The organism is Streptomyces sp. NPDC001406 (assembly GCF_042895285.1).
Taxonomy (GTDB): Bacteria; Actinomycetota; Actinomycetes; order Streptomycetales; family Streptomycetaceae; genus Streptomyces.
Map to the genome: position 1 here is coordinate 85,766 of NZ_JBIAWG010000012.1, position 19,873 is coordinate 105,638.

Annotated in this window: 22 protein-coding genes; 7 read left to right on the forward strand and 15 right to left on the reverse strand. The window is 70.4% G+C overall.

The window, feature by feature from the left end; translation table 11 throughout:
* Nucleotides 1-45 precede the first annotated feature (45 nt).
* Nucleotides 46-870 carry a helix-turn-helix domain-containing protein gene (locus ACFY1J_RS28155; RefSeq protein ID WP_390711757.1) on the reverse strand — a complete coding sequence of 275 codons (825 nt, stop codon included), beginning with the start codon at nt 868-870 and terminating at the stop codon, nt 46-48.
* A gap of 353 nt (nt 871-1,223) precedes the next feature.
* Here ACFY1J_RS28155 and ACFY1J_RS28160 point away from each other — a divergent pair, with 353 nt between their 5' ends.
* The gene (locus ACFY1J_RS28160) at nt 1,224-1,700 is read left to right on the forward strand and encodes an ATP-binding protein (protein WP_390711672.1); all 477 of its coding nucleotides are present in this window, start codon (nt 1,224-1,226) and stop codon (nt 1,698-1,700) included.
* A gap of 95 nt (nt 1,701-1,795) precedes the next feature.
* Here ACFY1J_RS28160 and ACFY1J_RS28165 read toward each other — a convergent pair whose 3' ends face one another.
* The 4 genes from ACFY1J_RS28165 to ACFY1J_RS28180 all read right to left on the reverse strand — a co-directional run bounded on the left by ACFY1J_RS28165 (nt 1,796) and on the right by ACFY1J_RS28180 (nt 3,404).
* Nucleotides 1,796-2,065 (reverse strand): DUF397 domain-containing protein, encoded by a 270-nt coding sequence (locus ACFY1J_RS28165; RefSeq protein ID WP_390711673.1) that lies wholly within the window; start codon nt 2,063-2,065, stop codon nt 1,796-1,798.
* 145 nt (nt 2,066-2,210) lie between these two features.
* The gene (locus ACFY1J_RS28170; protein WP_390711674.1) at nt 2,211-2,678 is read right to left on the reverse strand and encodes an SRPBCC domain-containing protein; all 468 of its coding nucleotides are present in this window, start codon (nt 2,676-2,678) and stop codon (nt 2,211-2,213) included.
* Complete coding sequence (locus tag ACFY1J_RS28175; RefSeq protein ID WP_390711675.1) at nt 2,675-3,019, reverse strand: ArsR/SmtB family transcription factor; 345 nt, start codon at nt 3,017-3,019, stop codon at nt 2,675-2,677. The genes ACFY1J_RS28170 and ACFY1J_RS28175 overlap by 4 nt, the downstream gene beginning before the upstream one ends.
* Nucleotides 3,020-3,032: 13 nt before the next feature.
* Nucleotides 3,033-3,404: a VOC family protein gene (locus ACFY1J_RS28180; protein ID WP_390711676.1), complete on the reverse strand. Its 372-nt coding sequence runs from the start codon at nt 3,402-3,404 to the stop codon at nt 3,033-3,035.
* A gap of 228 nt (nt 3,405-3,632) precedes the next feature.
* Here ACFY1J_RS28180 and ACFY1J_RS28185 point away from each other — a divergent pair, with 228 nt between their 5' ends.
* Together ACFY1J_RS28185 and ACFY1J_RS28190 are read left to right on the forward strand one after the other, a co-directional pair.
* On the forward strand, nt 3,633-4,085 hold the full coding sequence (locus ACFY1J_RS28185; protein WP_390711758.1) for a hypothetical protein: 453 nt from the start codon (nt 3,633-3,635) through the stop codon (nt 4,083-4,085).
* Nucleotides 4,086-4,122: 37 nt separating this feature from the next.
* Nucleotides 4,123-4,638 (forward strand): DUF4232 domain-containing protein, encoded by a 516-nt coding sequence (locus ACFY1J_RS28190; protein WP_390732197.1) that lies wholly within the window; start codon nt 4,123-4,125, stop codon nt 4,636-4,638.
* 37 nt (nt 4,639-4,675) lie between these two features.
* Here ACFY1J_RS28190 and ACFY1J_RS28195 read toward each other — a convergent pair whose 3' ends face one another.
* Together ACFY1J_RS28195 and ACFY1J_RS28200 are read right to left on the reverse strand one after the other, a co-directional pair.
* Entirely contained in the window at nt 4,676-5,791 is a 1,116-nt protein-coding gene (locus ACFY1J_RS28195; protein ID WP_390732198.1) for a DUF2786 domain-containing protein, read from the reverse strand.
* Nucleotides 5,792-5,864: 73 nt separating this feature from the next.
* The gene (locus ACFY1J_RS28200; protein ID WP_390732199.1) at nt 5,865-6,830 is read right to left on the reverse strand and encodes a S41 family peptidase; all 966 of its coding nucleotides are present in this window, start codon (nt 6,828-6,830) and stop codon (nt 5,865-5,867) included.
* A gap of 57 nt (nt 6,831-6,887) precedes the next feature.
* Here ACFY1J_RS28200 and ACFY1J_RS28205 point away from each other — a divergent pair, with 57 nt between their 5' ends.
* The 4 genes from ACFY1J_RS28205 (at nt 6,888) to ACFY1J_RS28220 (ending at nt 10,694) form a co-directional block, all read left to right on the forward strand.
* Entirely contained in the window at nt 6,888-7,415 is a 528-nt protein-coding gene (locus ACFY1J_RS28205; protein ID WP_390711680.1) for an ArsR/SmtB family transcription factor, read from the forward strand.
* 78 nt (nt 7,416-7,493) lie between these two features.
* The gene (locus ACFY1J_RS28210) at nt 7,494-8,120 is read left to right on the forward strand and encodes a LysE family translocator (protein WP_390732200.1); all 627 of its coding nucleotides are present in this window, start codon (nt 7,494-7,496) and stop codon (nt 8,118-8,120) included.
* A 61-nt stretch (nt 8,121-8,181) separates the two neighbouring features.
* Nucleotides 8,182-8,925 (forward strand): Clp protease N-terminal domain-containing protein, encoded by a 744-nt coding sequence (locus tag ACFY1J_RS28215; RefSeq protein ID WP_390732201.1) that lies wholly within the window; start codon nt 8,182-8,184, stop codon nt 8,923-8,925.
* A gap of 80 nt (nt 8,926-9,005) precedes the next feature.
* The gene (locus tag ACFY1J_RS28220; protein WP_390732202.1) at nt 9,006-10,694 is read left to right on the forward strand and encodes a bifunctional 3'-5' exonuclease/DNA polymerase; all 1,689 of its coding nucleotides are present in this window, start codon (nt 9,006-9,008) and stop codon (nt 10,692-10,694) included.
* Between the two features lie 60 nt (nt 10,695-10,754).
* Here ACFY1J_RS28220 and ACFY1J_RS28225 read toward each other — a convergent pair whose 3' ends face one another.
* The 8 genes from ACFY1J_RS28225 to ACFY1J_RS28260 all read right to left on the reverse strand — a co-directional run bounded on the left by ACFY1J_RS28225 (nt 10,755) and on the right by ACFY1J_RS28260 (nt 19,797).
* Nucleotides 10,755-14,171, reverse strand: a complete 3,417-nt coding sequence (locus tag ACFY1J_RS28225; protein WP_390732203.1) for a BTAD domain-containing putative transcriptional regulator — start codon at nt 14,169-14,171, stop codon at nt 10,755-10,757.
* A gap of 424 nt (nt 14,172-14,595) precedes the next feature.
* Nucleotides 14,596-15,489: a glycosyltransferase family 2 protein gene (locus tag ACFY1J_RS28230; RefSeq protein ID WP_390711684.1), complete on the reverse strand. Its 894-nt coding sequence runs from the start codon at nt 15,487-15,489 to the stop codon at nt 14,596-14,598.
* A gap of 105 nt (nt 15,490-15,594) precedes the next feature.
* Nucleotides 15,595-16,032, reverse strand: coding sequence for a DUF3052 domain-containing protein (locus ACFY1J_RS28235; protein ID WP_390732204.1), 438 nt, complete (start codon nt 16,030-16,032; stop codon nt 15,595-15,597).
* 38 nt (nt 16,033-16,070) lie between these two features.
* A complete protein-coding gene (locus ACFY1J_RS28240) occupies nt 16,071-16,514 on the reverse strand; it encodes a hypothetical protein (protein ID WP_390711686.1) in 444 nt (147 codons plus the stop codon).
* Nucleotides 16,515-16,948: 434 nt separating this feature from the next.
* A complete protein-coding gene (locus ACFY1J_RS28245; protein WP_390732205.1) occupies nt 16,949-17,749 on the reverse strand; it encodes a serine hydrolase domain-containing protein in 801 nt (266 codons plus the stop codon).
* Between the two features lie 61 nt (nt 17,750-17,810).
* A complete protein-coding gene (locus ACFY1J_RS28250; RefSeq protein ID WP_390711688.1) occupies nt 17,811-18,719 on the reverse strand; it encodes an HTTM domain-containing protein in 909 nt (302 codons plus the stop codon).
* 92 nt (nt 18,720-18,811) lie between these two features.
* Nucleotides 18,812-19,471, reverse strand: coding sequence for a DUF5819 family protein (locus tag ACFY1J_RS28255; RefSeq protein ID WP_390711689.1), 660 nt, complete (start codon nt 19,469-19,471; stop codon nt 18,812-18,814).
* Nucleotides 19,468-19,797: a hypothetical protein gene (locus ACFY1J_RS28260; RefSeq protein WP_390711690.1), complete on the reverse strand. Its 330-nt coding sequence runs from the start codon at nt 19,795-19,797 to the stop codon at nt 19,468-19,470. The genes ACFY1J_RS28255 and ACFY1J_RS28260 overlap by 4 nt, the downstream gene beginning before the upstream one ends.
* Between the last annotated feature and the right edge of the window lie 76 nt (nt 19,798-19,873).

Sequence of the window (19,873 nt, forward strand, 5' to 3'; positions counted from 1 at the left end):
GATGACACCCGAGCAAACGAACGCGTGAAGTCAAGAGGGCGTGAATCAGGACAACTGAAGGAGCCCGCGCAACAGGTCCCGGCTCTCGTCCGGCCCCGGGCTGTCCTGCTGAAGCTCCTTGAGCGCCTGCTCGTACTGGGTCACGTCCTCGCGTTTGTCCAAATACAGCGCACTGGTGAGCTGCTCCAGATACACGACATCGGACAGATCCGACTCCGGGAAACTGAGGATGGTGAACGCCCCGCTCTCACCGGAGTGCCCGCCGAAGCTGAACGGCATGATCTGAAGCCGTACGTTGGGCCGTTCGGAGAACTCGATCAGATGCTGGAGCTGGCCGCGCATCACCTCGCGGTCGCCGTACGGCCGGCGCAGGGCCGCCTCGTCGAGGACGATGTGGAAGTCCGGGGCGTTCTCGGAGACGAGGTACTTCTGCCGCTCCAGGCGCAGCGCCACACGTCGCTCTACGTCGGCGACGCTCGCGCCCTTCATGCCGCGCCGGACGACCGCGCGCGCGTAGTCCTCGGTCTGCAGCAGGCCGTGCACGAACTGCACCTCGTACGCCCGGATCAAGGAGGCGGCGCCCTCCAGGCCCACATAGGTGGGGAACCAGCTCGGCAGTACGTCGGAATAACTGTGCCACCAGCCCGCGACGTTGGCCTCCCGGGCGAGGGACAGCAGCGACTCGCGCTCCGCCTCGTCGGAGATGCCGTACAGCGTCAGCAGGTCTTCGACGTCCCGTGTTTTGAAGCTCACCCGGCCCAACTCCATCCGGCTGATCTTCGATTCGGAGGCGCGGATCGAGTAACCCGCCGCCTCGCGCGTGATCCCCCGCGCCTCACGCAGTCGCCTGAGTTGTGATCCGAGCAGCATGCGCCGCACCACCGATCCCGGCTCTCCCGCGCTCACGTTCGCCAGCCTCCCCAACGTCTTCAGGGGCCGAAGTCTGCCACTAAAACACTTCGAGCAGTACTCGTCCGGTTACGGAAACGGAAAGACGCCAAAGTTTCCGCACAGGAAGAAGCAAGCAACAGGTGAGCCAAGTGCATGAGGTTGGCGGAAAAAATGGCCAACAAGCGGTACGGGACTGCTCAATTCGGTCTCGTGCACGTGCATCTGCCCTTGCATCTGCTGTGCGCATCCGAAACCATGGTCCCGCGCCACCGCTGCATCGCAACGACCGCGAATTCCCGGGAGTGCCTCGCATGGGGACGAATGGATCGACCATGCTCGAGCCGTTACGGCAGGGCCTTCCGCCGCTGGATCCCGCGGCCGTGTCCAACGCTGCCTCCTGTGCCCTTCCCGCCCGCTACGAAGCGGTGCGCGAAGCCCGGCTCTTCACGCGCAGAACCCTCGACCAATGGGACGTGGGCGACCGCTTCGACGACATCTGCCTGGTCGTCTCGGAGCTGGTCACCAACGCCCTGCGGCATGCGCTGCCGGGCGACGCCGCGCGTTGCGCCGAGCAACCCCCGGCCGTGCGGCTGCACCTGATGCGCTGGACCGACCGGCTGGTGTGCGCGGTGCGCGACCCCAGCCACGAGACCCCGGTGGCCCGTCCCTCGGACGACTTCTCGGCCGAGTCGGGGCGCGGGCTGTTCCTGGTCGACTCCTTCAGCGACAGCTGGGGCTGGCACCCGCTCGCCGGCACGCTCAACGGCAAGGTCGTCTGGGCGCTGTTCCGGCTCCAGTCGGCCGAATGACGAAGCGCGGCGTCACCTGACGTCGCGCTTCTACGCGCGTTACTGGGCGTGATGCCGCGATTACCCCGACACGTCCCTGTAGTGAACGGCCGGTGTCAGCTTGCTATCAGATGGTCGAACTCACCGTCCTTGACGCCGAGGAGCATCGCCTCGATCTCCGCGCGCGTGTAGACAAGGGCGGGGCCGTCCGGAAATCGCGAGTTGCGCACGGCCACGTCTCCGCCCGGCAGGCGGGCGAACTCCACGCAGGAACCCTGCGAGTTGCTGTGCCTGCTCTTCTGCCAGGCCACTCCGTCCAGCTGCGCGGCAGCCATGCCGTTGTACACGTCGTACCCCCCGTACACGCTGTCAACGTCGCGGTCCACAGGTCGCTCCCCGGTGGTGCACTGGCTGATGTGGCCATGGATGCTGTAGTCAACTGACCCGGATCATAACCCCTTCACGTGCAGATGCATGGGCAGATGCACGTGCACGGGGGGTGGTCCTACGGTTACAGCTTTGACGTCCGCTTTACCGAAGCTGTTCCAGCGTCTGCCCCAGAGCCCGCAGGACATGCGAACGCCAGCCCCCGTCCATGATCTTCCGCGCCATCAACTGTGCCGGGTCGTCCGGATCGAATCCCTCATGTACTAGGAAGAGACGCGTACCACGCCCTTCGTGTTCCAGCGTCCACGTGATGGTCCAGTCCGCGGGATTGGCCGGATCGGCATCGGCCCACCGGACGGACAGCATCCGCTCGCTGTCGTAGGCGAGAACCTGCACGTCGACGACGCCGGAGAAGCGGGTGTTGGGACGCGGGACCGAGGTGAGCCGGTATCGGTGCCCGACCTCGAGGCGGAAGTTCTCCGACCCGGGCATCTGCCACTGAACGAGCAATTCCGGCTCAGTGAGGGCGCGCCAGACCTTCGCCGGCGGGTGCGGGAGGTACTGGTCGACGCGGATCGTGGTGAGGTCGTCCGCGGGCGGGGTGTCGGTCATGACCGGTCATCGTCGGGCATACGGTCGAGCAGGTCGCCGAGCCCCTTCAGTTGCCCGCGCCAGAACCGCTCGTACGGGTGGAGCCAGTCCTGCAGGTCGGCGAGCGGGGCGGCCTCCAGGCGGTAGATGCGCTGCCGGCCGGAACGCTGCTCGGAGACGAGGCCGGCCTCCCGGAGCACCTTCAGGTGTTCCGAGAGGCTGGGGCGGCGCATGTCGAAGTGGTCGGCCAGGGCCTGGACGGCCTGGGGCCCCCGCTCGCGCAGCAGTCGCAGCACCTCGCGGCGGGTGGCGTTGGCCAGCGCCGCGAAAATCCGGTCCTCGACGGCCCCAGTCGTCGTCATGCCCCGTCCTTTCCTAGCGCCGAGCCTCCGTGAGCAGCATCAGACCGTTGCCGTCCGAATCCTGGAAGGAGGCCATACGGCCCCAGGGGAACTCGTCCGGCCCCTGCACGTCGACGCCCGCTGCGGCGAGCCGGGCGCAGTCGGCGTCCACGTCGGTCGTCACCAACATGATCCCCCGGCTGGAACCTGGCTCGAAATCCCCCATCCCCGGCCCCGAGAGCGTGAACACGGTCTGCGCCCCGCGCGGGGCGACCTGAAGCCATCGACCCTGCGGCATGTCCAGGTCAGCGGTGACCTCAAACCCGAGGACGTCCCGGTAGAAGCGCAGGGCACGGTCCTGATCGGTGACGGGGAGGGTGACGAAGGAGGCATGAGTGATGTTCATGGGGAGGACGATAGGTAGGCGATTCCCTACGAGTCAAGCGTAGGGAATCTCCTACCTGTCCGGGAGGTGCTCAGCGAATACCCACCCGGCGGCCACAAGCCCCCTTGGCAAGTCCTGGTAGCTTGCAGCGGGCGTTCCGGCCAACCGGGCGGCCGACCGGCTACAGCTTGGGAGCTTCCAGTGACTTCGGCTACGACGAGGGTGCGGATCGCGGCCACGGCCGCGGGCATGGCGGGTGCGCTCGCGCTGGCCGCGTGCAGCGGTGGCGGCGGCTCCGACGACAGTTCCTCCCCCACCCCGAGCGCGACCGCGGCCCCGACGTCCACGGCGGACACCGGCGGCACGGGCGGCAAGACCTCCTCGTCCGGCAAGCTGCAGGGCAGCTGGCTCGCCACGACCGACGGCAAGGCCGTGGCCCTGGTCGTCACCGACAAGCAGGCCGGGCTCTTCGCGACCGGCGGGACCGTGTGCACCGGCACCGCCGGCGAGGAGGCGGGCATGCAGATGATCCACCTGACCTGCACCGACGGCAGCAAGGACCGCGGCACCGGGATGGTCGACTCGGTGTCGAAGAACTCCATGCAGGTGACCTGGTCGGGCAAGGTCGGCAAGGAGACCTACACCAAGGCCGAGGGCGGAAAGCTGCCGTCCGGGCTGCCGACCGGCAACCTCGGCTCTTGACCGACGGCACCGTCACAACCTCGACAGGGAACCACTCATGCGCGCCATTCCGCTCACCGTCACCGCCCTCGCCGCCGCCCTCCTCCTGACCGCCTGTAACGACGGCGCAAGCGGCGCCAAGGGCAAGAGCGGCTCGGCCTGCGAGCTCGGCAAGGTCTCGGTGCAGATCGGCACGGCGAGCGTGGCCCCGGCGGCCGGTGACACGGGCGAGGTGCCGGTCAGCATCACCAACCAGAGCGCCCCGTGCACCCTGGACGGCTTCGCCGACGTGGAGCTGAAAGCGGGCGGCACCTCGGCCAAGGTCCCCGCGCTCCAGGGCGCGAAGGCGCAGAAGCTGAAGCTCGCCAAGGGCGACTTCGCCTCCTTCACGATCAGCTATGTGCGCGGCAAGGCGGGTGACGCGACGAGCCTGGAGGCCAAGAACGTGAAGATCAGCCTGCCCGGCTCCGGCACCGCCATGAGCTTCCCCTGGTCGTACGGCCCCGTAGCCCAGAAGGGTGGCGCGGGCACCCCGAACGCCTCGGTGAGCGCCTTCCAGCAGGCCGGCGACTGAAGCACCCAAGTACGGCCGAGCGGCGGACGGACCTGGGTCAGTCCAGCCGCGGACGGGCCCTGACCTGGGCCCGGTCCGCCGCCTGCGCCCCTTCCGTCCAGCCTGCCTCGTCGCTCACCCCGCGCAGCCGGGTGGTGGTGGTCTGCGGGAACATGCGCTCCATGCGGTCGGTGACGGCTGTCTCCCGGGTGGCCAGGACCGGAAGGAGGTCCTGGGCGACCTGGGTGACCTGGGTGTCGGCGGCGGCCGCGAGGCGGTCGCCGACGCGCTGGGCATAGGCCGCGAGGAACGACTGTCTGAAGGTCTTGGTCCGCTTGCGCCCGCCCGCTCTCTGGGCCGCCTCCGCCTTCGTCATCGCGTGCGTGGCCTGCACGAGGAGCGAGGTGTAGAGGAGTTCGACCGCCTCCAGATCGGGTTCGAAACCGACGACCGTGGAGAAGCCGAGCGGCTCGTTCCACACGGCACGGCAGTGGTTGGCGTCGGCGACGGCGTGCAGCAGCACCGCCTTGGCCTGCTCGTACGGCGGCTCGACACCGATCCGGCAGGCGCCGGGCGCATCCTTCGCGGGAGCGTCCGCCGCCAGCAGCGCCTCGTCGATGCTGTGCCGGGCCATCAGCTCCTGCGCCTTGGCGCTCAGCGCCTCCGCCTCCTCCGGGAAGCCGGTCGCCTCGGCCTTGGCGAGCAGCGCACGGATGCGGGTGAGCATGCGGGAGGCCGGCCGGTGCTCACGGCGCGGCTCCTCCAGGGGTTCCAGGGCGGGCAGGCGCAGCAGCAGGCGGTACAGCTCCAGGACGGTGGTCGCGTGCGAGAAGCGGTCGGCCGCACGCGCAGGGGCGTCCGGCAGGGTGTCGAGCTGGGCGGTCCAGCGGGGGCCGCGTGGTCGGTCGTGCGGCGTCTGCGCTCTGATCAGCGCCGCCGCCAGGTGTACGTGCTCGTCGTCCAGCTCGCGCCGTACGAGCCGTACGACGTCGGCGGGCTGCCAGCCGCGCCGCCACGCGGTCGCCACGAACTCCTCGCCCCGCCGTGCGAGTTCACTGTCCGCGGCGGGGTCGGCGGCGAGAAGGGACGCACCGGTGTCGAGGCCGGAGTCGTTGTCGTCGTAGAGGGCGGCTCGGAAGGCCCGCTCGACGGTGCTGGTCGTGCTGCTGCTCACCCGTCGATCGTGCCATGCGCCACGGGCAGCACGTCCGGGCCGTCCACAGCCTGTGGACAACGACCTTGGACTGTCAGGCGCGCGCCGACTCCCGCTGGGCCAGTTCGAGGGCGTCGGCGGCCGCGCACGGGATGTCCGGGCGGACACCCGTCCCCTCCCAGTTGGTGCCGGACACCGGGTTGATCGACCGGCCGACCGGGACGGTGGCCTCCAGGTGCGGGTGGACCGTCCAGCCCTCGCGCGGGTGCGCCCCGCCCCCGGTCGTCTCCCCCACGATCACCGCACGGCCCAACTGCTGCAGGTTGTAGGCCAGTTCCTCGGCACCGGAGAAGGTGTGACCGCTGGTGAGCGCATACACCGGCTTGGTCCCGCCGAACCGGGCGCCCGGGACGTACGGCAGGCTCCAGGACTGGTCGTAGCGCTCCCCCACGCGCGCGTACTGGGTGTTCAGATGCGTGCGCTCGTCGAGCAGATAGCTGCAGACGAAGGCCACCGCCTCCGGGTCGCCGCCGCGGTTCCCCCTGAGGTCGAGGATCAGCGCGTCGGCGCGCGCGACCAGGGTGAGCGCGGCCGACAGCGGTTCGGCGGACCAGGCGAGCGGGAAGAGCGCGGGGGCCAGTTCGAGGAGCGCGGTCCCGTCGGTCAGCAGTTCCACGCGCGGGACGCCGCCCAGCGAGGTGTCGAACTGGCGGCGCATCGCGGCCAGCGTGGCCTCGCCCTGGCCCTGCGGGACCCGCTCGCGGTGGTACTTGAGGCGTAGATGCAGATCGCCGTTGTCGGACTGGAGGTCCGCGGTGACCCGGGCGCCGAGTTCCTCGGCACTGTCGACGTCGTACGCGCCCTCCCCCAGCCGGCGGCGCAGCAGCGCGGCCAGCCGCGCGGCGACTTCCGGGAAGACGTAGTGCTCGGCAACGAGCCGGGCGGTCTCCTCGACGACGGCGGCGACGTCGGCCACGGGGACGGGAGCGGGTGCGGGAGCGGGGATCTTGATGTCGGGCGGGCTGGGCGTGCTGAAGGCGCTGGGGGGCAGGGTGGTCATGGCCGGGAGTACAGCACTGGGCTTGCAAAAGCGTCAAGAGAATTGGACGCTTGAGGTATGACCGAGCACGAGCCGGAGAACGACGCCGGCGTCGAGGACGTACTGGAGATCTCCGCACCCGACCAGTTCGCCGCACTCGCCCACCCCCTGCGGCAGCGGCTGCTCTTCGCGCTGACCCATCGGTCCGCCACGATCAGCCAGTTGGCGGTGCGGCTGGGGGTGGCCAAGGGCAGCATCGGGCACCACCTCAAGGTGCTGCGCGAGGCAGGGCTCGTACGGATCGTGGAGACGCGGCGGGTGCGGGGCGGGACCGAGCACTACTACCGGCGGGTCGGCCGGCGTCTGCGGGTCGCCGAGCCGCAGGCGGCGGGCACGGCGGCACTGCTCAACGCAGTCGCCCAGGAACTGGACCGCGCCCCCGGGGACCCGCTGCTCTCGCTCCGGCATCTGCGCCTCACCCCCGAGCGGGCACAGCGGTTGCGGGACACCTTGGCCGAACTGGTCGACACGGCCGAGGAGGACGGGGACGAGGAGACCGTGCACTCGGTGCTGGTGGTGATGTACGAGCACACGAAGTCGCCGTAGCCCCGGGCCGGGACGGCGCGCGTCCCGCTCCCCGAAATCGGGTCGCCCCTGCGGGGGGTGACGCCGAGCATGGCCACCATGGTGGACACATCTCTCTACGCGGCCTTCCTGATCGCCGCCTTCGCGCTCTGCATCACGCCCGGCCCCGACATGATGTTCATCGTGGCGATGGGCGGCCGGGGCGGACCCCTGACCGGGGTGACCGCCGCCTTCGGGGTGGCCTGCGCGATGTTCGTGCACTCGGTCGCCGCGGCCCTCGGGCTGTCGGCCCTGTTCCTGACCCTGCCGGCGCTCTATCACGTGCTGCGCTGGGCGGGCGCCGCCTATCTGCTGTACCTCGCGGTCAAGGCGTTCCGCAGCGGCGCGGCACCCGTCGCGGCGGACGGGACGGCGGACGCGGGGCGGCGCCGGGCCTTCTGGCGGGGCGCCGTCACCAATCTGCTCAACCCCAAGGTGATCCTCTTCAACGTCTCCTTCCTGCCGCAGTTCGTGAACCCGGAACTCGGACACGTGCGCGAGCAGTTCCTCGTGCTCGGCGTCACGATCACGCTCATGGGCCTCCTGGTGGACGGTTCGGTCGGACTGCTCTCCGGGAAGCTCTCCGCGCTGCTGCGGAGCAGCCGGCGAGTGGCCCGCGGGCTCGACATCTTCAGCGGGACGGTGTTCGCGGGGCTGGCGGTCCGGCTGGCGGCGGCCCCGAAGTAGAGCGACCCTTGAGTGTCAACTTCAGGTTGACAGCTCCAGGGTGTCAACTTATGGTTGACATATGACGACGAACTCTCCCGGAACGGCATCCGTACGGCTCGACGACCTCATCGAGGCCATCAAGAAGGTCCACGCCGAACCGCTCGACCAGCTCCAGGACGCGGTGATCGCCGCCGACCACCTGGGCGACGTGGCCGACCACCTGATCGGTCACTTCGTCGACCAGGCACGGCGCTCGGGCGCGTCCTGGACGGACATCGGCAAGAGCATGGGCGTCACCCGGCAGGCGGCGCAGAAGCGCTTCGTGCCCAAGGAGTCGGCCGACCTCGACCCGAGCCAGGGCTTCAGCCGCTACACCCCGCGCGCGCAGAACGTGGTCATGGCCGCCCACAACGAGGCCAAGGCCGCGCGGAACGCCGAGGTCCTGCCCGAGCACCTCGTCCTGGGCCTGCTCGCCGAGCCCGAGGGTCTGGCCGGCAGGGCACTCGCCGAGCAGGGCGTCTCCCCCGACGCGATCCGCGAGGCGGCGTCGGCCGCGCTGCCGCCGGCGGCCGAGGAGGTGCCCGAGCTGGTCCCCTACAGCGCCGCGGCCAAGAAGCCGCTGGAGCTCACCTTCCGCGAGGCGCTGCGCCTCGGCCACAACTACATCGGCACCGAGCACCTCCTGCTGGCGCTGCTGGAGTACGAGAACGGCGAAGGCGTCCTCAGCGGCCTCGGCGTCAGCAAGCAGAAGACCGAGCAGTACGTCGCCAAGGTGCTCTCGCAGCTGGTGCAGACGCGGACGGCGGACCCGTCGGAGGACTGAAGCACGGAACGCGGACCACTCGGAGGACAGAAACCGCAGGTCACGACGGACTGTCAGTGGTGCCTGCCACACTCGCGACCATGACCGACCGCTGGGCGCTCGCTCCGGCCGAGGACGGTGGCGTGGAGCTCGCCCCCCTCGGTCCGGACGGGCTGCCCGTCGGTCCGGTGCGGCGGGAGGACGATCTCGCCGAGGCGGTGCGGGGCCGACCGGAGGTGACGCGCTGGGTGTGGCGGTCGACCCCCGAGGTCTATCCGCGTCTGCTCGCCACGGGGGTGCGAGTGGAGCGGTGCTACGACATCGAGGACGCCGAGACACTCCTGCTGGGCCACGAGGGGCGGTCCGGCGAGCCGCGCTCGGCCGCCGCCGCCCTGGCCCGGCTGCGCGGCGGCCCCGTACCGCCCGATCCACCACTGCGCGCCGCCGAACCGGGCGCGCAGTCCCCGCTGTTCGAGCCGCAGGGCGCCCGCCTGCCGCTCGACGGCCTCCTCACCGTCTACGCCGACCAGCAGCGACGGCACGACCGGGCCGAGCACCCCGACCGGATGCGGCTGCTGACGGCCGCCGAGTCGGCGGGCATGCTGGTGGCCGCCGAGATGAACCGCGCGGGCCTGCCCTGGAGCGCGGACGTCCACCGCGAGCTGCTGCGCGAACTGCTCGGCGAGCGGTACGCGGGCGGCGGTGAGCCCCGTCGGCTGGCCGAGCTCGCGGAGGAGGTGTCGGCCGCGTTCGGCCGCCGGGTGCGGCCCGATCTGCCCGCCGATGTGATCAAGGCCTTCGCGCAGGCCGGGATCAAGGTGAAGTCCACGCGCCGCTGGGAGATCGAGTCCATCGACCACCCGGCCGTGAAGCCGCTGCTGGAGTACAAGAAGCTGTACCGCATCTGGGTGGCGCACGGCTGGTCCTGGCTGCAGGACTGGGTGCGGGAGGGGCGGTTCAGGCCGGAGTTCCTCGCGGGCGGGACGGTCACCGGACGCTGGGTGACCAACGGTGGGGGCGCGCTGCAGATCCCCAAGGTGATCCGGCGGGCCGTGGTCGCCGACCCGGGCTGGCGGCTGGTCGTGGCGGACGCCGACCAGATGGAGCCGCGGGTGCTGGCGGCGATCTCCCGCGACCCCGGTCTGATGGAGGTGGCGGGGCGTGAGACCGACCTGTACCAGTCCGTCTCCGACCGGGCCTTCTCCGGCGACCGCGCCCAGGCCAAGCTCGCCGTGCTCGGCGCGGTCTACGGCCAGACCTCCGGCGACGGCCTGAAGAACCTCGCCGCGCTCAGACGCCGCTTCCCCAAGGCGGTGGCCTACGTCGACGAGGCGGCGCGGGCCGGCGAGGAGGGGCGGCTCGTGCGGACCTGGCTGGGCCGGACCTGCCCACCCGCGGCGGGGGCGGACGAGGACGCGGCGGAGGAGGAGGCGGGCATCCCGGCCGGGGAGGACGGGCCCGACGGGAAGCAATGGGTGCCCGGCTATGCCTCCACCAACGCCCGCGCCCGCGGTCGCTTCGCCCGCAACTTCGTCGTCCAGGGCAGTGCCGCCGACTGGGCGCTGCTGCTGCTCGCCGCGCTGCGCCGGACCTGCGCCGGCCTGGCGGCCGAGCTGGTGTTCTTCCAGCACGACGAGGTCATCGTGCACTGCCCGAAGGAAGAGGCGGACACGGTGGTGGCGGCGATCCGCGAGGCGGCCGACCTGGCGGGCCGGCTGACCTTCGGGGAGACGCCGGTGCGCTTTCCGTTCACCACGGCGGTGGTGGAGTGCTATGCGGACGCCAAGTGAATCCGCGGCCGACGCAAGCGAATCGGCGGCCGACGGGAGGGCCGGGGAGATGACCGGGGGTCAGCAGGTTCCGCCGAGCAGCTCCCGCAGCTCCGCCACGACCGCCTTCGCGTCCGTTCCGTCCAGTGCGGAAAGCGCGGCACGCCACTCGTCGTTCGCCTCTTCGACGCACCCCCGGCCGCGCAGCAGGAGCCCGTACTGGTGGCGGGCGAGACCGCCCATATAGCGATCGGCGCGGTCCTCCGCCCGGCGCAGCAGTTCCGCGCACTCGTGCCAGGCGCGTTCGGCATGGCCCAGCCGCCGCAGTGCGCGGACCAGGCCGAGCCGGGTCTGGGACTCGCCGTGCCAGTCGCCGTGGCCGCCGAGGATGCGCAGGCTCTCCTCGAAGTTCGCGGCGGCCGCGGCCGGTTCGCCGAGGGTGAGATGGGCGTAGCCCATGTTGCAGTGCGCCGAGTGCTGCACGATGACGGCACCGATCTCGTTCCCGATCGCCAGCGAGCGCCGGTGCTGTTCGATGGCGGCCCGCGGGTCGGTGTGCTCGTACAGGTTGCCCAGATGGCTGAGGGTGACGGCCTCGCCGTAGGGGTCCTTCAGCCGGCGTGAGTACTCCAGGCTCTGCCGCAGCGCGTCCTCGGACTCGGCGTACCGTCCGAGCCCCTCCAGCAGCAGCCCCCGGTTGTTGAGGCAGCGGCGGATCCAGGACCTCGTGCCGAGGTGCCGCCAGATCACCAGGGCCTGGTCGTTGAGACGGAGGGCGTCGTTCTGCCGGCCGGTCAGGAAGTGCAGCCCCGCGAGATCGCCCAGCGCATACGCCTCGGCGGCCTCGTCCCCGAGCCTGCGGGCGGTACCGAGGGCGGCCCGGCCGAGCACCTCCATCTCGGCGACACGGCCGCGGCGCTGGACGTACGGGAAGACGAGGCGGATGAGGGTGGACAGGTGGGCGGCCGTGCGGTCGTCGGGCGCACCGGCTGCCGTGGGGTCGGCGGGCTGCACGTCCGGACGCGCGTACGGCGATACGTCTGGCGATGAGCCCGGGGATGCGTCCGAGGCTTCGTCTGGGGCTTCGTCTGCGGCTTCGTCCGGCGATGCGTCTGGCAATGCGTCCGCGTGCCGCTCCACCAGCGCGACGATGTTCTCCAGCTCCACATCGCCCCAGGCGAAGGCCTGTTCGGCGGAGTCGAAGGGCGGTACGGCCGCCACGTCCGCCGCGTGCCCGGGCGGCTGCGCGGCGGTCGGGCGGCGGCGGTCGTCCTGGTCGAGGCCGGGTTCGACGATCGCGGTCAGGGCGCGCTCGGCGACGGCGGCGTACCAGCGCAGGGCCGCGACGGCGGCGTCGGTGCCGTCACCGGTGGCGGCGTCGGCCCCAGCCAGTTCGCGGGCGAAGTCGCGGACCAGGTCGTGCGGTGCGTAGCGGCCGTACGCCGTCTCCTCCAGGAGGGCCACGTCGAGCAGGCGGTCCAGGGCGGCCTCGGCCCGGCGCTCATCGGTGCCGGTGAGGCGGGCGAGCAGGGGGGCGCCGTACGCCGGGAGGTCGAGCGCGCCGAGGCGGCGCAGGGCGAGGGCCGCGTCCCGGTCGGCCTCGCGCTCGGAGGCGGCGAGCGCGTCGTGGGCGACGGCCAGGGAGCGGCGGACGCTCAGATCGTCGTACTCGAGGTGGTGCAACCGCCCCTCGGTGGCGGCCAGTTGAACGGCCAGGACGTCCGGGGTGAGCGCGCTGCGGGCGGCGAGCCGGGCGGCGACCACCCGCAGGGCCAGCGGCAGGCGCCCGGTGAGGCCAACGAGCGGGTGCCCGGCGTGGAGCCCGTCGCGGCCGCTCACCGCACGCAGCAGCGCGGCGCTGTCCTCGCCCGTCAGCGGCCCGAGCGGAAAGCGGCGGGCGCCGTCGAGCGTGGTCAGGGGCGAGCGGCTGGTGACGATCACGGCACAACCGGGGCCGGCCGGGAGCAGGGGGCGTACCTGAGCGGCGTTCGCGGCGTCGTCCAGGACCATCAGGGTGCGGGTCGGCGCGAGGATGGAGCGGAGCAACGCGGCCGCCGCGTCCGGGTGTTCGGGGATGCTCCGGGACTCCGCACCGAGGTCGCGGAGCAGCGCGGCGAGCGCCTGGGAGGGGGCGAGCGGGGGCACTCCGGGGGTGGCGCCGTGCAGGTTGACGTACAGCTGGCCGTCAGGGAATCGTTCCCTCAGCCGATGCGCCGCGTGCAGCGCCAGGGCGCTCTTGCCCACGCCGGCCATGCCGGTGATGACGGCGACGGCAGGGGCCTTCGGGTCGACGAGCAGGCTGCGCAGTTCGTGCAGTTCAGGGGTGCGGCCGGTGAAGTGCGCGGGCGGCGGAGGCAGTTGAGCCGGCGCGGGCTGTCTGTCGCCGGGCACCCGACCTTCCGCCGTATCCGGGCCCCCGCCCTCGCCACCCGTCCGGTTCTCGTCGCCCCTCCGGGCCTCGCCACCGGTCCGGCTCTGGTCGTCGGATCCGGACGGCTGTCTCTGCGGGGTCTCCTCGGGCGCGGGCGACACCTGGGCGGCGCGGGCCTCGACGGCCACGGCGCCCGGACGGCCGTCGTACGACGGCTCCGCGCTGCCCGCTCCCCCGACGACCGGTGCCGAGAACCCCCGGAGCACCTCGACATGGGCGGCACGGATCGCGGGGCCGGGCTCGATGCCGAGTTCCTCGACCAGACGGGTGCGCAGGTCGCGGTGGACGGCGAGGGCCTCGGCCTGGCGGTCGGTGCGGTGCAGGGCGAGCATCAGCTGACGGTGGTACGCCTCGCGCAACGGATGCTCGGCGACCAGGGCCGCCAACTCCGGTACCAGGCCGGACAGTCGCGTACCGCCGACGGCGAGCTCGGCGTCGTACCGCCACTCGATCAGGAGCAGCCGCGCCTCCTCCAGACGCTGCACGAAGGCATATCCGCCGAGTTCGGCGGAGACCCCGCTCAGCGGCGTACCGCGCCACAGCGCCAGCGCCGCCGCGCAGGCCCGCAGCACCTCGGCCCAGTCCCGGCGGGCGTGTGCGGCCCGTGCCTCGGCCACCCGCGCGTCGAAGACATGGACGTCCAGCTCGCCCTCGTCGACCCGCAGCAGATAGCCCGGCGCCACGGCCCGCAGCCGCTCGGGTTCGTCGAGGAGCCGGCGCAGGCGGGCGACGTGGTTGTGCAGCGAGGCCTGCGCCGACGCCGGGGGCGCGCCGCCCCACAGCGCGTCCTTGAGCGACTCGACCGAGACGACACGGCCGGCCTCCAGCAGCAGCGCGGCGAGCAGGGCGCGCACCTTGGGACTGCCGATCGCCCGGACCGCGGGCCCGGAGCCGCTGCGGTCGCCGGTGTCGTGGGTGAGGGCGGTGTCGTACACGACCCGGTCGTTCTCGGCGCCGTCGCCGGGGCCGTCGGCGCCGTACCCACCGCTGTACGAAATCCCGTACAGCGCTCGGTCATACAGAACGGGTGGTCCCAGCAGCCCGAACCGCAGCCCGCACCGCCGCATCACGCCGCTCCACTGCCTTCCCGCCCGGATCTGTCCGACCGTGCTCCGCGGCGGGCACGCCCGCCGTCCATGGCGGATTTCCGCCCCGTCCAAGGCGGTTTCCCGCCACCCTCTCCCTGTCGGTCCGGGCCGGAATCCGCTACGGTTCCGGCTTACTCCCGTCGCTCTGCGTCGACTTCGCGCCAACTGCCTCGCGACCTGCGGGAGAACCGTTGGCCACATGTTAGCGATCCGTTGGTGCGCCCTGATGTGATCACTGCATCGGATCTGGCCCGCCGGCGCGCGCGTGCGACGCGTAACTCGGGGGAGTGTCGCCGTAGGCCAGATCCGGGGACACAAGAGGGCCCCGGTCGGCGGAGGTGAACGACCGGGGCCCTCGTCCCCACTAACTCTTCTCTTCTTCTCTTCTTCTCTTCTTCCGGCGTCAGACGACGGGCGGGCGCCCCAGCCGGGTCAGCCGCCACACCGTCCGCCAGCGCATGGGCCGTCGCTCACCGGCCGGTTCCCGCAGCCCTTCCACGAACCCGCCGAACCAGGCCCGCAGCCCGCCCGCCGAGCGGGTGCGCAGCAGGGTGAGCAGCGCCCAGACCCCGAGATGGACCGGGATCAGCGGCAGGGGCAGCCGGCGCCGGACCAGCCAGACGCGGTTGCGTGCGGTCACCCGGTAGTAGATGGCGTGCCGGGCGGGCGAGGTCTTCGGGTGCTGGAGGAGCAGTTCGGGCGCGTAGAGGATCTTCCAACCGGCGTCGGCGGCGCGCCAGGCCAGGTCCGTCTCTTCGTGCGCGAAGAAGAACTCGGCGGGCCAGTCCCCGGTCTCCGCCAGCATCGCCATGCGCAGGGCATGTCCGCCGCCGAGGAAGCCGGTGACATAACCGCCCCGCATGGGGTCGGAGTTGCCGACGCGGGGCACGTGCCGCTGCTGGGTCTCGCCGTGCTCGTCGGCGATACGGAAGCCGACGATGCCCAGGCGCGGATCGGCGGCGTACAGATCCCGTACGCGGCGCAGCACATCGGCGTCGACCAGCAGCCCGTCGTCGTCCAGCTCGACGACGGCATCGACGTCACCGAACTCCCGGAGCCGGGCCAGGGCGACATTGCGCCCGCCGGGGCAGCCGAGGTTCTCCTCCACGTCGATGGTGGTGACCTCGCCGGGAAGCGACAGCCGCCGGGCGAACTCGGGCAGCCGGCACCCGTTGCCGACGATCACGATCCGGGCCGGCGCCACGTCCTGCTTGGCCACGGACTCCAGCAGGGCATCGACTTCGGCGGGCCGGTTCCCCATGGTCACCACGGCGACGGCGATCCTCGGCTCCACCACGTCTCTCACCCCATCCGGCCCTGGGCGGCGCCCGCGTCCTGACCGCGTGGCGCTCGCCGTTCACCAAGATGTTGCCTCAAGGGCGGTAGTTGTCCTGGGGCCGGTTTAGTTTGCGCCCTTTTTACGGCGGTTTTCCTTGCGCCGCACGAACTTCAGCCCCGACCAGTCCTCCCCGAGCGCGGCGACCTTCACATCCACGACGCCGAGCGGCAGGAGCATGTCGCGGAGATCGTTCTCAGTGATGTCGCTGACATGTCCGGCGGCCTTGCGTGGCCAGGCGATCCAGAGCATGGCGTCGTCGGCGAGACCGGCGACGAGCCCGTCCGCCTCGGCCCGCAGGGCCGCCCGTTCCCGGTAGAAGGCCACGGTGACGTCCGCTCCGGCCGGACTCCCCTCAGCGACCTCGGCGCCGTCCGGCAGCCCCGGGATGTCCCACCGCGCCGGGGCATGCCACAGCCGCACCTGCTGTGCCGGCTTGATGCCGATCTTCCGGGCGAGGGGTGTGCCCGAGAAGCCGCCTCCCGCTGCGGGGGATCCGCCCATGTGCCGCCTCCGGTGCTCGCGTGTCCCGTGACAACGATCTACGCACCCCGGCTGCCCGGCGCCGTACGCCGCCCCAGCCGAGCGCGCCCGAAGGCCCACGCGCCCAGACCCGTCAGCAGGGCCGCCCCGACTCCGTAGACCGGCAGCCACAGGGTGGTCGTGGATGCCAGGCAGTCGGCAATGGCGTCATGGCCGTGGACGACCTGCGCATAGGCCAGGGCGGTACGGTCGCGGCCGGCGAGGTTCGCCAACGAGGCCTCCGTGCGGAGGCTTTCGAAGGCGCCCAGCCGATCGCACTGCTTGCGGGTCCCCGCCATCGGAAAGAGCCACGCCCAGCGCTGCATCATCGGAGCCAGCGCGACCGCGACACACAGGCCCACCACCAGCGAATACGCCGTCAGGTCCTGCACATACGAAAAGCGGAGGTCCGGCATGACCGTCGGCGGTCGGTAGGAGGAGAGGACCACCACGAGAAGCGTCACACCGATGTAGGTGGCGAACCACTGCCAGGACCCCTGCGCGAGGGCGAAGGTGAGTACGCCACACGCCCGACACCATGCCGAGCGCGGGCACCGGAGCCCCCTGATCTGCTCGTATGCCCGGACGCGACACAGCCGGGGACGACGCCACCTCCACCGAACGAAAAAGCCCAGCTCAGACCTGGTCTGAGCTGGGCTTCGATGGAGCCGCCTTCGGGATTCGAACCCGAGACCTACGAATTACGAGGACTGCCGGGATCGGGGTGGGTGGTGCCGACTCGTGCCGCGCGGTGCTGTTTCCGCAGATCAGCGCCGCGCGGCACGTTGCCGCGTCCGGCCCGGGATGGCTTGTGCCGCGCCATCCGCTCACGCATCGCTCGCGCAGACTGACCCGCGCACCGCAGCCGTTCGGTCGCAGCATGGTGGAAGCCGCTACTTCATCCGCTTTCCTCGGCCGATGCGCGAAGTTCGTCGATTCCCGCCGCATCCGTGTCCTTGATGGATCCGGAGAGGCGATGAACGACCACCCAGCGGCCGTCGGGCAACGCTCCGGCGAAGACCCTGGATTTTCGGGTGGCACCGTTGTGGTAGGTCAGCGGCAGATCTCCGACCCGGCGCCAGGTGAGCGCCGGCTCACCGAGGGCCTTGTCGACGACGAGTCCGGTGAGCAGGCGGGCGGTTGTACGCGTGCTGGCCCACATACCGCCGGCGGGCAGGATGGCTCCGGTCAAGTCCCATGGCTTCGAGGGGCGGCCGAACCAGCTCGATGCCAGCAGACGCTGGTCCGCGGGTGGTCTGGCGGTCACCGCCCCCACAGGCAAGCCGAGAGACACGAGCACGTGATCGCCGACCAGTTCCTCGTAGTCCTGGCCGGCAGCCGACATGAGTGCAGCGCCAAGCACGGCGTACCCGAAGTTGGAATATTCCTCGCGCTCGCCCGGGCTTGCGGTGACCAAACTGTCCAGACGACCCACCAACCGGTTGAGCCGAGTCTGCGTGAAGTCCCTGTACGGGTTGAACAGGCCCGTGTCAGGAGGCAGCCGCGGAAGGCCGGAGGTGTGGTCGGCGAGGTGTCGAAGAGTGACACCGGTACCTGCCGGCGCGCTCAGCCACCGTTCGACCGGGTCGTCGAGGGAAACAACGCGCTTCTCGGCAAGCACGGCAAGGACGGTTCCGGTCAGGACCTTGGTGAAAGAGCCCAGCTCCACATACGCGTCGGGATCATGCCCGCCGGTCACACGAGGAGCATCGAGGTGACTGCCGATGACGCAGGTGGGAGGGCGTCGCACAGAGAGCCTTTCAGTCGGCGGAAGCGGCCGCTACCGGTTCGCGGTCATGTGCCGCACTGCTTCCAGTCCCGTCCGCCGCTGCTTTCTCCTTGCGGCGTGCGCTCAGCTTTCGCGCTGCCTGCAGTGCGCGGGACATTTCCGGCGACAGGAAGACGAGGTCACACGCGATCATCGTCAATGCGAATCCGGTGAGCCCCATGAACAAGCCGATGGAGACGTGGAAGCCGATGGATGCGGCGGCCGCCCATGGGCGCAGGGACCGTACCAGGACTCCCATGGGAAAGTAGACGAGAAAGATGACAGTTGCGTAGGTGCCGAGGTACACCAGCAGGTCGTTGTTGTACACGAACTTCGAAATGCCGGGGAGTTCGAATTCTGGTACCCGCATGATGTAGAAGAGCGCGGTTCCGTCCTGCCACGCTTGCCCCTGCACTTTGTAAAGCCCGCTGACCATGTAAACCAGGCACATCTGCACCGCGATCGCGGTGACGCCCAGGTTGTGCAGTGGGACACCGGCAGCTCGAACGGCCTTGGGTATGCGCTGTGTTACCCGTTGCCCCAGAGGGGATCGCAAGGAGAAATGATCGTAGCAGCGCGTGAGAAGCAGCATCGGAACGACGAGCTGCATGAGGTTGTCGCCGCCGTCCATCAGCGCCGACTGCCGCTGGTAGAGCGACCACAGAAGTATGGCGTGCACCGCCAGGACGGGACGGCCCCCGATACCCAGCGTGACAGCCAAAGCAGCGATCAGTCCGAGGTGGAACAAAACTTCGAACGCGACCGGCGAGTTGCTCCACGCGTAGACACTAAAACTTCCCGAGTCCTTCAACTCGTCGAGGAAGAGATGGTAGGGCAGCAGTGTGTCGTTTCCGGGGCCGAAGAGGTAGCGCCGGTCCCCGTACTGGCTGACATAGAACATGAGGCCGACGAACCCCAGTAACGCACGGGTTCCCGACACACCCAGGACGGCGACAGGACGGCTGGCCCAGGTGTCGATCTTGTCTAATAGTCTCACTGCAGATCAGCAGCTTTCTTCCATGGAAAGTCGTAGGCGTCGACCTTGTCGCGTGCGTGGGGGCTGTCCCTCTGTGACCAAGGCGGGAGAGACCGGACGTACATCCGGACCTGCACTGCTTGGAGACTACGACCGTCCGTGCACGCCTGAGTCATCTGAGTCAGCGCATACCTTGAGAGGTAGTTCACCGCTTGATTGCGTGTGCGCTTCTCGTACGGCAGCAGCGGAATGGGATTCTTTCCCGACTTCTTCGCCTTCCCCTTTTCTTTCTGCTCGCGGAGGCGCCTCAGGAGGTCGTCGGTCGAGTTGTACTGTTGGATGCCGTTGCTGACCACCCGGGACATTCGCGAGGGAAAGAACCTGTCGTTCTGGACCCGCTGGATGGATGGGCCCGTCACGTCGTAGTACTTCGTGACCTCACCGTCGCTGCAGCGGCCCCGCGCGATGATCCCCTGGTCGACCATCACCGGATCCGGGGCGAAGAGCATCCAGTTCTGCGAGAAGTACGGCTGGAGATAGGCGTTCAGAAGTGGCGCCAATTGCACCTTGGCAGGACTCAGCGGCGTCTGGGAGAAGGCCGCAATGGAGAAGTGGGCGCCCAGGAGGGCGGCACCTGCAAGCAGTACCGCCCTCTGGACGCGACGAGTCGCCGTCACCTATCGAACGCGGTCGCGCTGGAGACACTGCCGGAGATCTTGGCCGGCTTGCGGAACACCCCGCCGAGGCTCAGGTTGTCCGTCAGCGCTCCCACGGCGTGGCCCACGGAAGGGCAGGCGGCCCTGGCGTGCACGGCTGCCCGGGCGGCCGCCCGGCCGACCGCGCTTGCGACAGCCTTGGGCGCAACGGCCTCACCCTTGCTGACGGCCACCTTCTCGGCCACCGGCGCCACAGGCGTGGCCTGGGCCGAGCCCTGCATGGTCAGTGCAAGACACGTACCCGCGACAGCGGCACCGATGACGGCACCGACAGTTCGCTTCTGCATTGTTCCCCATTTCGTTCTATCGGTCATCGCCCACAGCCCCCACGGTTCCCGGATCCCGTCCGCGCCTCTGGATGAG

Excerpts from the sequence above, each read along its gene's own strand:
- ACFY1J_RS28155 (WP_390711757.1), bottom strand. The coding sequence starts at position 870 with ATGCTGCTCGGATCACAACTCAGGCGACTGCGTGAGGCGCGGGGGATC.
- ACFY1J_RS28160 (WP_390711672.1), top strand. The coding sequence starts at position 1,224 with ATGCTCGAGCCGTTACGGCAGGGCCTTCCGCCGCTGGATCCCGCGGCC.
- ACFY1J_RS28170 (WP_390711674.1), bottom strand. The coding sequence starts at position 2,678 with ATGACCGACACCCCGCCCGCGGACGACCTCACCACGATCCGCGTCGAC.
- ACFY1J_RS28175 (WP_390711675.1), bottom strand. The coding sequence starts at position 3,019 with ATGACGACGACTGGGGCCGTCGAGGACCGGATTTTCGCGGCGCTGGCC.
- ACFY1J_RS28180 (WP_390711676.1), bottom strand. The coding sequence starts at position 3,404 with ATGAACATCACTCATGCCTCCTTCGTCACCCTCCCCGTCACCGATCAG.
- ACFY1J_RS28185 (WP_390711758.1), top strand. The coding sequence starts at position 3,633 with ATGGCGGGTGCGCTCGCGCTGGCCGCGTGCAGCGGTGGCGGCGGCTCC.
- ACFY1J_RS28190 (WP_390732197.1), top strand. The coding sequence starts at position 4,123 with ATGCGCGCCATTCCGCTCACCGTCACCGCCCTCGCCGCCGCCCTCCTC.
- ACFY1J_RS28200 (WP_390732199.1), bottom strand. The coding sequence starts at position 6,830 with ATGACCACCCTGCCCCCCAGCGCCTTCAGCACGCCCAGCCCGCCCGAC.
- ACFY1J_RS28205 (WP_390711680.1), top strand. The coding sequence starts at position 6,888 with ATGACCGAGCACGAGCCGGAGAACGACGCCGGCGTCGAGGACGTACTG.
- ACFY1J_RS28210 (WP_390732200.1), top strand. The coding sequence starts at position 7,494 with ATGGTGGACACATCTCTCTACGCGGCCTTCCTGATCGCCGCCTTCGCG.
- ACFY1J_RS28215 (WP_390732201.1), top strand. The coding sequence starts at position 8,182 with ATGACGACGAACTCTCCCGGAACGGCATCCGTACGGCTCGACGACCTC.
- ACFY1J_RS28220 (WP_390732202.1), top strand. The coding sequence starts at position 9,006 with ATGACCGACCGCTGGGCGCTCGCTCCGGCCGAGGACGGTGGCGTGGAG.
- ACFY1J_RS28225 (WP_390732203.1), bottom strand. The coding sequence starts at position 14,171 with ATGCGGCGGTGCGGGCTGCGGTTCGGGCTGCTGGGACCACCCGTTCTG.
- ACFY1J_RS28235 (WP_390732204.1), bottom strand. The coding sequence starts at position 16,032 with ATGGGCGGATCCCCCGCAGCGGGAGGCGGCTTCTCGGGCACACCCCTC.
- ACFY1J_RS28250 (WP_390711688.1), bottom strand. The coding sequence starts at position 18,719 with ATGTTCTATGTCAGCCAGTACGGGGACCGGCGCTACCTCTTCGGCCCC.
- ACFY1J_RS28260 (WP_390711690.1), bottom strand. The coding sequence starts at position 19,797 with ATGCAGAAGCGAACTGTCGGTGCCGTCATCGGTGCCGCTGTCGCGGGT.